The sequence below is a fragment of the Ensifer sp. Root954 genome, assembly GCF_001429005.1.
In the GTDB taxonomy this organism is placed as follows: Bacteria; Pseudomonadota; Alphaproteobacteria; order Rhizobiales; family Rhizobiaceae; genus Ensifer; species Ensifer adhaerens.
Map to the genome: position 1 here is coordinate 335 of NZ_LMJM01000019.1, position 10,366 is coordinate 10,700.

A 10,366-nucleotide genomic window follows, 5' to 3' on the forward strand; every position below is an offset into this window, starting at 1 on the left:
CAACGGTGCTGCTGATTTTCCGGATGCCGTCTCTTTCATCGATGCTGTTTCAGGCGAAACCATCTGAGCCTCCCGGTCAAAAGGACCTATGCTGAAATTCCCTCCAGCTTGCCGTCGCGCAAGCCATCGCAGTCTCTCGAATTCGCTACAGTCGTTGCTGTTTTTTCGGCGGGCAGGATGGTGGAACGCTTGAAGTTGGAACGACAGCAGCAGGAATACGCTTGCAGCGCCGCGGACACATGCCGCGGCGGTCTCGACGCATATCTTATTGCGGATAGGGCTCGGCGTAGTGCTCGACCACGCCGCGAACGCCGCGCACGTTCTCAGCGAGGATGCGGGCCGCCTTACGGCAATCGGCGGTATCCACGTTGCCCCAGAGGTGCACGATGCCGTCGGTCACGGCGACCTTTATGTCCAGGCCTTCAAGACCGGTATTTTCGCCGATGCGCACCAGGATACTGCGCCGGATGGCTTCGTCGCCGGCCGCCGTCTCGTCTTGCTTTGCGGACAAGATCGCCTGCAGCAGATCGGCGCGACTGACGATACCGACAACAAGGCCGTTTCTAAGCACCGGTACACGCTTGATGCCGCGCTCCCGCATCAGAGACGCGACGCGCGCGACCGAGGCATCCTCATCGATGGTCACGGGATTGGCCGTCATGGCATCACCGACCCTCCAGGAGGATCGGCGCACATAGGCGCTCGCCCGCTCGTCCGCGGCCCCGGCCGGGTCGGCGACCGGAATGCCGCCGCCAAGCTCGCTCCGGCGAATGAGGTCGCCTTCGCTGATGACGCCCACCAGGGCTCCATCACCGTCGACCACGGGAAGGCCACTGACATGATTGTCGAGCATGATCCGGGCTGCCTGCCTGACGCTGTTGTCAGGGGACAGCTTGACGACCGACGTCGTCATTACATCTTTAACGCGCATGTCGATCCCGCTCCCCAAAGGACTTGGCACCGTCATTTCGCTTCGTAAGGTAGTCCCATCTCGTCGGTTCGACAACTAATGGGTGGAGAAAAGGGAAATGGCGGACAGGGTGGGATTCGAACCCACGGTACGGTTTCCCGTACGCTGGTTTTCAAGACCAGAGCCTTAAACCACTCGGCCACCTGTCCTTGCCTGAAGCACCGCGCGACTGCGTGCCGGGCACGGCGTTATTGCGCGAAGCCTTGGCGCTTTGCAAGAATTAACATGCGTCGCTGCAAGATTTTCTCGACCGCTTTGAAGAGCAGGCGCCGGGCCCGATCACGTTAACCAGCCGTAAACCATAACTCACGAAATGCGGAGCCGGCCTGTGGATGAGTTCGCATTTTTGCCTTGATGATGTCATGAATACACACCTGTTCCGTTTCGGGACGTCGAGATTTCCGCTGGGGGTAAGCGGCAGGTTTCGAGTACGGCTTTATCGATCGATGTTGTGGGACAGATGACCTCCAATAAAAATGCGGCATATCTGGTCAAGGGACTGCGCCTTGCGGCGATCCCGGCACTGTGCGTAACGCTTGCCGCCTGCGGCTCCACGTCGAATGTCAAGAAAACTGCGCGGAGCAAGGAGTACTTTCCTGAATCCGTCTATGGCGTAAAGGCGAGCCCGCGCGTTGCCACCGGCAACAACATCCCGAAGGGCGGCGGACGCTTTCAGGTCGGCAAGGCCTATCAGGTCAAGGGCAAGTGGTACCAGCCCAAGGAAGACTTCGGCTATAACAAGACGGGTATGGCATCCTGGTACGGCTCCGCCTTCCACGGACGCCTGACCGCCAACGGCGAAGTCTACGACAAGGCGCATCTGTCGGCCGCCCATCCGACGTTTCCGCTGCCGAGCTACGCCCGCGTCACCAACATGGAAAACGGCACCTCGGTCATCGTGCGCGTCAACGATCGCGGCCCCTACGAATACGGCCGCATCATCGACGTTTCCTCGAAAACAGCAGACCTGCTCGACATCAAGCGCAAGGGCAGCGCGCAGGTGAAGGTGCAATATGTCGGCCGCGCACCGCTCGAAGGTAACGACATGCCTTACCTCATGGCGTCCTATGTCGAGAAGGGCCAGCGCGGCCCGAGCATCATGCCCGAAGGGCAGATTGCAACCGGCGTGATGGTTGCCTCGAACGAACCGTTCCGCAAGCAAAGCCTCGGCACCATCACCGTGCCGGCCAAGGCGTCGCTCGACGTCAGCGAACCGGTCACCGCGATGGCCGCGCCCGTGCCGCAGTTTGCCCAGCAGCCGGCGTCGTTCAACGAATTCGTCATGCTGCCGGAAATCGGCCCGATCCCGCGCGAGCGGCCGGAGTACATTCCGATGCCCGACGGCAACATGGCCTATGCGGCTGCCTATTACGAAGTTCGCGTCAGCGACGCCGAATCGCCCTTCGAAGCGATCATGGTCGACAAGAAGCAGCTAACGCCGCAAGTCATCGTCGACTACGCCAAGCGCCAGAAAACGAACGGTTCGGCCCGTTAACAGTTCTCGGCGTTGTGCCAAAATGACCACGCTGCTATGCCCGAGGGGAAACCGGAGTTTCCCATGCGCATGAAGATGCTTTCGGCCGCTTTCCTTGGCCTTGCGTTGTTTGCCGGCGCCGCATTCGCGCAAACGCCGGCACCCGCCTTCGACACCAAGGCAAAGCAGATCCTGCTGGTCGATGCAGAAACCGGCACGGTGCTTTTCTCGCGTGCCGAAAACGACCCGATCCCGCCAGCCTCGCTTGCCAAGCTGATGACCATGGAGGTCGTCGCCGAGGCGCTCGGCAAGGGCGAAGTCTCGCCCGAAACCCTCTACGACGTATCGGAGCATGCGTGGCGGACCGGCGGCGCGCCGGCCGGCACCTCGACGATGTTTGCCGCTCTGAAGTCGCGCATCCGGGTCGCCGATCTCCTGCAGGGCGTAGCCGTTCAGCTGGCCAACGACGCCTGCATCATTCTCGCCGAGGGCATGACCGGCAGCGAAGGTGCATTTGCCGAGCGCATGACGGCGCGCGCGCGCGAACTCGGCATGCCGGTCGCGACCTTCCGCAACGCGACCGGGCTGCCCGATCCCGGCAACAAGATCACAATGAGCGAATTGGTGACGCTCGTCCGCCACCTGCACGAAGCGCATCCCGATCTCTACCGGCTCTATTCCCAGCCGGAATTCGAATGGAACAAGATCCTCCAACGCAACAAGAACCCGCTGATCTCCGCCAATATCGGCGTGGACGGCCTGGCAACGGGCTTTGCCGAAGGTTTCGGCTTTTCGCTCGCCGCGTCGCTGCAACGCGGTGACCGCCGCGTTTATCTCGCGATGGGCGGCCTTGAAACCGACAAGGAACGTATCGAAGAAAGCCGCAAGGTTCTCGACTGGGCGATGACCGCCTTCGAGAAGAAGCGGATCTTCGCCGATGGAGAAGCGATCGGCGAGGCTGCCGTCTATGGCGGCGATGCATCTCACGTCGCGTTGGTGGCCGGCGGTCCGGTCGACGTGCTGCTGCCGGTCAACAATCCCGAGCGGCTGACGGCGCGCATCGTCTACAAGTGGCCCTTGCGGGCGCCGGTGACGGCCGGCACGGAAGTCGGCGTCGTCAAGCTGTGGAACGGCGAGAAACTGTTGCGCGAGGTCCCGGTCAAGACGGCCGGCGCGGTGGGGCAGGGAACCCTGACGAGCCGCGCGGTCGACGCCCTGCAGGAACTGCTTTTCTTCTGGCTCTGAGCCGCGCTCACTGGAATGCCTCTTCAAATCGTCACCTGACGGTTTCGCCCGGAGGACCAATCGGCTAAACAGGGCCAAATCGCATGCCGATACGGGAAAGCATGGTGTCGCTGAAAAAAGGTCTATTCGTAACATTCGAAGGCGGGGAAGGTGCCGGCAAGTCGACGCAGCTCCGCCTGCTAGCCGATTCCCTGCGCGCCCGCGGCTACGAGGTGCTGACGACGCGCGAGCCGGGTGGTTCTCCCGGCGCCGAGGCGGTGCGTCACGTGCTGCTTTCGGGGGCTGCGGAATCCTTCGGAGTGCGGATGGAGGCGATTCTCTTTGCCGCAGCCCGCAGCGACCATGTCGAGGAGGTCATCCGGCCATCGCTCGACAAAGGCATCATCGTGCTTTGCGACCGCTTCATGGATTCTTCGCGCGTCTACCAGGGCATCACCGGCAATCTCGAACAAAGCTTCGTCGAAAGCCTGGAGCGCGTAGCAATCAACGGTGTCGTGCCGGACCGCACCGTGATCTTCGACCTGCCCGCCAGCGTCGGCCTCGAGCGGGCGCAACGCCGCGCCGGCGACGACAATCCCGATCGTTTCGAAAAGGAACAGCTAGAGACCCACGAGAAGCGGCGCGACGCCTTTCTCGACATTGCCAGACGCGATTCCGAGCGGTGCCGGGTGGTGGATGCGACGCAGCCGGTTGAGGCCATCGCCGCCGAGGTGCTTTCGCTTGTCGAAGCGCTTCTGCCGCATGGCGACGGCACGGACACGTCGGCCGAGGAAGCCGTGTCATGAGCGAAAGAGCCGGGGTCCTTGATGGCGCCATTGCGCCCGCGGAGAACAATCGCCTGTTCGGCCATGAGCAGGCGGAAGCCTTCCTGGCGCAGAGCTATCGCTCCGGCAAGGGGCACCACGCGATCCTGATCGAAGGGCCGGAAGGGATCGGCAAGGCGACGCTTGCCTTCCGCTTTGCCCATCACATCCTAAAAAATCCTGAACCGGCCGATGCGCCTGAAACGCTTGCCGACCCGGACCCGACCTCTGCGATCGGCAGGCAGCTTGCCTCCGGCGCCTCACACAATCTCCTGCACCTGGCCCGCCCGATCGATGAAAAGACCGGCAGGGCGAAGGGGGCGATCACCGTCGACGAGGTCCGGCGCGCGGGCAAGTTCTTCAGCCAGACCTCCGGCACGGGCAATTGGCGGATCGTCATCATCGATCCGGCCGACGATCTCAATCGCAATGCGGCCAACGCCATCCTGAAGATCCTCGAGGAACCGCCGCGCCGCTCGCTGTTCCTGGTGCTGACGCATGCACCCGGAAAATTGCTGCCGACGATCCGCTCGCGCTGCCTGCCGCTGCGACTGAAGCCGCTCGACGCAGCACCGCTCGGCCAGGCATTGGCCCATCTCGGTTTCGATCTCGAGGGCGAGAATGCCGGACGCATCATCGCAGCCGCCAGCGGCAGCGTCGCCGAGGCGCTGAAGCTGATCAACTATGGCGGACTGGAAATCGCGGCAACCTTCGAGGGCATCCTTGCAGGGCAGGGACCGTCTGTCCGGAAAGACATGCACAAGCTCGCCGATGCCCTCGCCGGCAAGGACAGCGAAACGATCTTCGATTTCTTCCAGGCCCTTGCCAGCGATCGCATCATGCGCGAGGCGCGGGAGGCGGCCGTTTCGGGCGATATCATGCGCGCCGAACGCTTCGCCCGACTGTCAGCCTCCGTGACCGAGCGACTGACGGTCAGCGATGCCTATAATCTCGACCGAAAGCAGACCATTCTGTCGCTGCTCGACGATATGAAAGCGGCGCTATAGCGCCGGCTGAAAACGCCATTTTCGCTCGATCGCCGCCTGGAGGTCCAGCTTATGGTACTGCGCGAAGAGCAGGACGTGCCCAAGAAGGTCTGCGGTCTCGTCGGCCATCTGTGCCCGGAGGTCGTCCGGCGATTTCCCCTGGGACCTCCCGCGACCGCTCAGCTTGTTCCAGGCCTGGGTCAGTTCCCCCATTTCCTCCTGCATCTTCAAAATGAACCAGTCGGGGTCGCGCTCGATCCCGTGCGCGGCGGCATAGCCGGCCGACGCGGTTTCAAATTGGCTGCCAAGTTGATCCAGCACGACTCACCCCTTCATTTGTTTCCTGTTTGTTCTAAATCTTGCACGCGGGGCGCGCAAGGAGGAGGGCGGTGGCGGCGGCCGCTTCGGCCGGGCTTTTCATGGATCGCATGTTTCTTCCTAACAGCGTATGCGCTAAGAGCGTGCGTAGCTTAATCCGAGATAGATCGAATCCGCCTATGAGAGACACGTCCCCCTTCTACATCACGACAGCGATTTCCTACCCGAACGGCAAGCCGCACATCGGCCATGCCTATGAACTGATCGCGACGGATGCCATGGCGCGCTACCAGCGCCTCGACGGACGTGAGGTTTTCTTCCTGACCGGCACGGACGAGCACGGGCAGAAGATGCAGCAGACGGCGCGCAAGGAAGGCGTGACGCCGCAGGAACTTGCCGACCGCAATTCGGCCGAATTCCAGAAGATGGCCGTGGCCCTGAACGCGTCCAACGACGATTTCATCCGCACGACCGAGCAGCGCCACCATCAGGCGTCGCAGGACATCTGGATCCGCATGGGCGAGGCGGGCGACCTCTACAAGGACTCCTACGCCGGCTGGTATTCGGTGCGCGACGAAGCCTATTATCAGGAGAACGAGACCGAGCTGCGCGCCGACGGCGTGCGCTACGGCCCGCAGGGGACGCCGGTCGAGTGGGTCGAGGAGCAGAGCTACTTCTTCAAGCTGTCCGAATACCAGGACAAGCTGCTGAAGCACTACGAAGAGAATCCGGATTTCATCGGCCCGGCCGAGCGCCGCAACGAAGTGATCTCCTTCGTGAAGTCCGGCCTCAAGGACCTCTCGGTTTCGCGCACCACCTTCGACTGGGGCATCAAGGTGCCGAACGATCCGGCGCATGTCATGTATGTCTGGGTCGACGCGCTGACGAACTACATCACCGCGACCGGTTATCTCGACGATCCCAAGGGCCCGCGCGCCAAGTTCTGGCCAGCGAACATCCATGTGATCGGCAAGGACATTATCCGCTTCCACGCGGTCTATTGGCCGGCGTTCCTGATGTCGGCCGGCCTGCCGCTGCCCAAGCGCGTCTTCGCGCACGGCTTCCTGCTCAACAAGGGCGAGAAGATGTCGAAGTCGCTCGGCAACGTCGTCGACCCGTTCAACCTCGTCGAACATTTCGGTCTCGACCAGATCCGCTATTTCTTCCTGCGCGAGGTGTCGTTCGGCCAGGACGGCAGCTATAGCGAGGAAGGGATCGCGACCCGCATCAATTCCGACCTTGCCAACGGCATCGGCAACCTGGCGAGCCGCTCGCTGTCGATGATCGTCAAGAACTGCGACGGCCAGGTGCCCGTGTGCGGCCCCCTGACCGACGAAGACAAAGCGATGCTGGCCGCCGCCGACGCGCTGCACGAGATCACGCGCGACGAGATGGGTAAGCAGATGATCCACCGGGCGCTGGCGGCGATCATCGCCGTCGTCTCCGAGACCGACCGCTACTTCGCCGGCCAGGAGCCCTGGGCGCTGAAAAAGACCGATCCAGCGCGCATGGGCACAGTGCTTTACGTGACGGCCGAAGTCGTGCGCCAGATCGCAATCCTGCTTCAGCCGTTCATGCCGGAATCCTCGGCGAAGCTGCTCGACCTGGTGGCTGCACCCGCCGACAAGCGTGACTTCGCAGCGCTCGGCGAGGCCGGACGTCTCGCCTCGGGCACGCCGCTCGAGGCGCCGAAGCCGGTCTTCCCGCGCTATGTGGCACCCGAAGCGCAGTAAGGCATCTTGAGCATGCTGATCGATACCCATTGCCATCTGGACTTCCCCGATTTCGAAGCGGAGCGCGACGCAATCGTCGCGCGGGCGCGCGAGGCCGGTGTCGAGCAGATGATCACGATCTCGACCCGCGTGAAGCGGTTCGAGACGATCCTTGCGATCGCCGAGGCCTATCCGAACGTCTTCTGTTCCGTCGGCACTCATCCGCACAATGCGGACGAGGAGCTTGATATCACCACCGAGGATCTCGTGCGGCTTTCGGCCCATCCGAAGGTGGTGGCGATCGGCGAGGCAGGTCTTGATTACTTCTATGACAATGCGCCGCGCGAGGCCCAGGTCGAGGGCCTCCGTCGTCACATTGCGGCTGCCCGCGAGACCGGCCTGCCGCTCGTCATTCACAGCCGCTCGGCCGATGAGGACATGGCGGCGATCCTGACCGAGGAAACCGGGAAGGGGGCCTTCCCTTTCCTTCTGCACTGCTTCTCTTCCGGTCCGGAGCTCGCCCGTGTCGGCGTGGAGCTCGGCGGCTACGTGTCCTTTTCGGGCATCCTGACTTTCCCGAAATCCGAAGAGCTGCGTGAAATCGCCAAGACCGTGCCGCATGACCGGATGATCGTCGAAACCGACGCGCCGTACCTCGCGCCGAAGCCGTTCCGCGGCAAGCGCAACGAGCCGGCTTACGTTGCCCATACGGCAGCCGTGCTTGCCGAGACGATCGGCGTGACCACTGAGGAGATTGCAAGGATCACCACGGAGAATGCCTTCCGCGTCTTCTCCAAGATGCCGAGGCTCTGACGTGGCGTTCCGGCGCACTTTCACCATTCTCGGCTGCGGCTCGTCACCAGGCGTGCCGCGCATTACCGGGGACTGGGGCGCCTGCAATCCTGACAACCCGAAAAACCGGCGCATGCGCGCGGCCTTGCTCGTCGAGCAAATCGCGCCCGACGGCGGCAAGACGACCGTCGTCATCGACACCGGGCCGGATTTTCGTGCGCAGATGGTCGCAACGAACGTGCGCCACATCGATGCGGTGATCTATACCCATTCCCATGCCGACCATCTGCACGGGATCGACGACTTGCGCGGTTACGTCATCGAAAACCGCAGGCGGGTGCCGATCTGGGCCGATGCCTATACGATGGGCCGTATTCGCGAGGGGTTTGGCTATTGCCTGGAATCACCGCCAGGCAGCGGCTATCCACCGATCGTCGAGCCGCACATCATTGCCGATGATCTGTCGCCGGTGGTGATATCAGGCGCCGGCGGGCCGATCGCGTTCCGGCCGCTGATGCAGTTTCACGGCAATATTCATTCTCTGGGCTTCCGCATCGGCGACTTTGCCTATTGCAGCGATGTCAGCGATTTTCCGGCCGAGACCATTGCCAAGCTCGGCGACCTCGATCTGCTGGTGATCGATACGCTGCAGTACAAGTTCCACCCGAGCCATCTGTCACTGGTGCAATCGCTCGGCTGGATCGAGCGCCTCAAGCCGAAGCGGGCGGTGCTAACACACATGCATGTGCCGCTGGATTACGACACGGTGCAAGGCGAGACGCCTGATCATATCGAGCCGGCATACGACCTGATGCGGCTCGAATTCGATGTCGATGATCCTACGCCCGGCGCCTAAATCAGATTAGAATAAATCTATAATATACTGATTTATTTCGGGAAATATGGCGTCAGGTTGGCGCGAATGCGATCCAGAACCGTCGCACCCGACAGGTCCGGAACGAAGCGCTGGCCGGTGATCTTTTCGAAGGCTTCGATATAGACCGCCGAGGTCTGCTCGATGAGATCAAGTGGAATTTCCGGGATCGGATCCTTGTAGGGATCGCAGCGCGCAGTGACCCAGGCACGGACGAAATCCTTGTCGAAACTCCTGGGACGTTCGCCGCGCTCGAAGCTTTCCTGGTAGCTGTCGGCGATCCAGTAGCGGCTGCTGTCGGGTGTGTGGATCTCGTCGGCGAGAATGATCGTGCCGTTTTCGTCGGTTCCAAACTCGTATTTGGTGTCGACGAGGATCAGGCCGCGCTCGGCGGCGCGCTCTTGACCGCGGGCAAACAGCGCAAGCGCATATTGCCAGACGGTATCGAGCTGTTCCTTCGTCAGCAGTCCTTGCTCGATGATCGCTTCGACCGAAAGCGGCTCGTCATGGCCGCCGTCGAAAGCCTTGCTGGTGGGCGTGATAATTGCCTGGGGAAGCTTCTCATTGTCGCGCATTCCGTCCGGCAGGGTGATGCCGTACATCTCGCGCTCGCCGTTGCGGTATTTCGTCAGGATCGAGGTACTGGTCGTTCCGGCGAGATAACCGCGCACGACGACCTCGACCGGCAGGATGTCGAGCCGCTTGCCGATGACGACATTGGGGTCGGGATAGCTGACCACATGGTTCGGGCAGATGTCGGCGGTTTCCTCAAACCAGTAGCGCGCCGTCTGCGTCAGCACGTGACCCTTGTTCGGGATCGACGTAAGAATGACGTCGAAGGCGCTGAGGCGGTCCGTCGCGATTATAATGCGGTTGCCATCGGGCAGGTCGTAGTTTTCGCGAACTTTGCCTTTGTAGCGGTTTGGCAGTTCCGGAATGAAAGCATCTGAAAGAACGCGCAATTCGCTCATCACATCTGGCCTTGAAAATGAGGTGTTTGGTTCGGGAACGCTAAGCAGGCTGGAAAGGCCGGGTCAAGCTCGCCAAGGCAACGTTCAGCCGCAATCCATGCTTTCCGGCATATACGTTAGTTCCATAATCTATCTTATGTGATCTTTGCATGTAGCCGGGTGGGTTCAAGGATGAAGTGCGACTTGCGATAGATACCAATGGGTTGTCACTCGCAAGGAAT

Annotated in this window: 10 protein-coding genes and 1 tRNA gene; 7 read left to right on the forward strand and 4 right to left on the reverse strand. The window is 61.8% G+C overall.

The genetic code is table 11. The annotated features are described in order from the left end of the window. Nucleotides 1–265: 265 nt before the first annotated feature. Nucleotides 266–931: a CBS domain-containing protein gene (locus tag ASE71_RS10655; protein WP_034803496.1), complete on the reverse strand. Its 666-nt coding sequence runs from the start codon at nucleotides 929–931 to the stop codon at nucleotides 266–268. Nucleotides 932–1,029: 98 nt separating this feature from the next. After that, nucleotides 1,030–1,119 (reverse strand) — tRNA-Ser (locus tag ASE71_RS10660). Nucleotides 1,120–1,430: 311 nt separating this feature from the next. On the opposite strand from ASE71_RS10660, the gene ASE71_RS10665 reads away from it, so the two are divergent. The 4 genes from ASE71_RS10665 to ASE71_RS10680 all read left to right on the forward strand — a co-directional run bounded on the left by ASE71_RS10665 (nucleotide 1,431) and on the right by ASE71_RS10680 (nucleotide 5,499). Next, complete coding sequence (locus tag ASE71_RS10665; RefSeq protein ID WP_060517172.1) at nucleotides 1,431–2,465, forward strand: septal ring lytic transglycosylase RlpA family protein; 1,035 nt, start codon at nucleotides 1,431–1,433, stop codon at nucleotides 2,463–2,465. 63 nt (nucleotides 2,466–2,528) lie between these two features. Further along, a complete protein-coding gene (locus ASE71_RS10670; RefSeq protein ID WP_060517170.1) occupies nucleotides 2,529–3,689 on the forward strand; it encodes a D-alanyl-D-alanine carboxypeptidase family protein in 1,161 nt (386 codons plus the stop codon). 101 nt (nucleotides 3,690–3,790) lie between these two features. Continuing rightward, a complete protein-coding gene (gene tmk / locus ASE71_RS10675) occupies nucleotides 3,791–4,474 on the forward strand; it encodes a dTMP kinase (protein ID WP_244497364.1) in 684 nt (227 codons plus the stop codon). Continuing rightward, nucleotides 4,471–5,499 carry a DNA polymerase III subunit delta' gene (locus ASE71_RS10680; protein ID WP_060517166.1) on the forward strand — a complete coding sequence of 343 codons (1,029 nt, stop codon included), beginning with the start codon at nucleotides 4,471–4,473 and terminating at the stop codon, nucleotides 5,497–5,499. Before tmk ends, ASE71_RS10680 begins: the two co-directional genes overlap by 4 nt. Here the strand turns inward: ASE71_RS10680 and ASE71_RS10685 are convergent. Beyond that, a complete protein-coding gene (locus ASE71_RS10685; protein ID WP_060517164.1) occupies nucleotides 5,494–5,799 on the reverse strand; it encodes a hypothetical protein in 306 nt (101 codons plus the stop codon). The two genes, ASE71_RS10680 and ASE71_RS10685, sit on opposite strands and share 6 nt — an antisense overlap. Nucleotides 5,800–5,975: 176 nt before the next feature. On the opposite strand from ASE71_RS10685, the gene metG reads away from it, so the two are divergent. From metG to ASE71_RS10700, 3 genes are read left to right on the forward strand one after another with little or no spacing between them, the layout of a single operon-like run. Then, on the forward strand, nucleotides 5,976–7,529 hold the full coding sequence (metG, locus tag ASE71_RS10690) for a methionine--tRNA ligase (protein WP_034803485.1): 1,554 nt from the start codon (nucleotides 5,976–5,978) through the stop codon (nucleotides 7,527–7,529). 12 nt (nucleotides 7,530–7,541) lie between these two features. Further along, on the forward strand, nucleotides 7,542–8,321 hold the full coding sequence (locus ASE71_RS10695) for a TatD family hydrolase (protein WP_060517162.1): 780 nt from the start codon (nucleotides 7,542–7,544) through the stop codon (nucleotides 8,319–8,321). A 1-nt stretch (nucleotide 8,322) separates the two neighbouring features. Continuing rightward, nucleotides 8,323–9,156: an MBL fold metallo-hydrolase gene (locus tag ASE71_RS10700; protein ID WP_060517160.1), complete on the forward strand. Its 834-nt coding sequence runs from the start codon at nucleotides 8,323–8,325 to the stop codon at nucleotides 9,154–9,156. Between the two features lie 32 nt (nucleotides 9,157–9,188). Here ASE71_RS10700 and ASE71_RS10705 read toward each other — a convergent pair whose 3' ends face one another. Next, nucleotides 9,189–10,136, reverse strand: a complete 948-nt coding sequence (locus tag ASE71_RS10705) for a phosphoribosylaminoimidazolesuccinocarboxamide synthase (RefSeq protein ID WP_060517421.1) — start codon at nucleotides 10,134–10,136, stop codon at nucleotides 9,189–9,191. Between the last annotated feature and the right edge of the window lie 230 nt (nucleotides 10,137–10,366).

Excerpts from the sequence above, each read along its gene's own strand:
- ASE71_RS10655 (WP_034803496.1), bottom strand. The coding sequence starts at position 931 with ATGCGCGTTAAAGATGTAATGACGACGTCGGTCGTCAAGCTGTCCCCT.
- ASE71_RS10665 (WP_060517172.1), top strand. The coding sequence starts at position 1,431 with ATGACCTCCAATAAAAATGCGGCATATCTGGTCAAGGGACTGCGCCTT.
- ASE71_RS10670 (WP_060517170.1), top strand. The coding sequence starts at position 2,529 with ATGCGCATGAAGATGCTTTCGGCCGCTTTCCTTGGCCTTGCGTTGTTT.
- tmk (WP_244497364.1), top strand. The coding sequence starts at position 3,791 with ATGGTGTCGCTGAAAAAAGGTCTATTCGTAACATTCGAAGGCGGGGAA.
- ASE71_RS10680 (WP_060517166.1), top strand. The coding sequence starts at position 4,471 with ATGAGCGAAAGAGCCGGGGTCCTTGATGGCGCCATTGCGCCCGCGGAG.
- metG (WP_034803485.1), top strand. The coding sequence starts at position 5,976 with ATGAGAGACACGTCCCCCTTCTACATCACGACAGCGATTTCCTACCCG.
- ASE71_RS10695 (WP_060517162.1), top strand. The coding sequence starts at position 7,542 with ATGCTGATCGATACCCATTGCCATCTGGACTTCCCCGATTTCGAAGCG.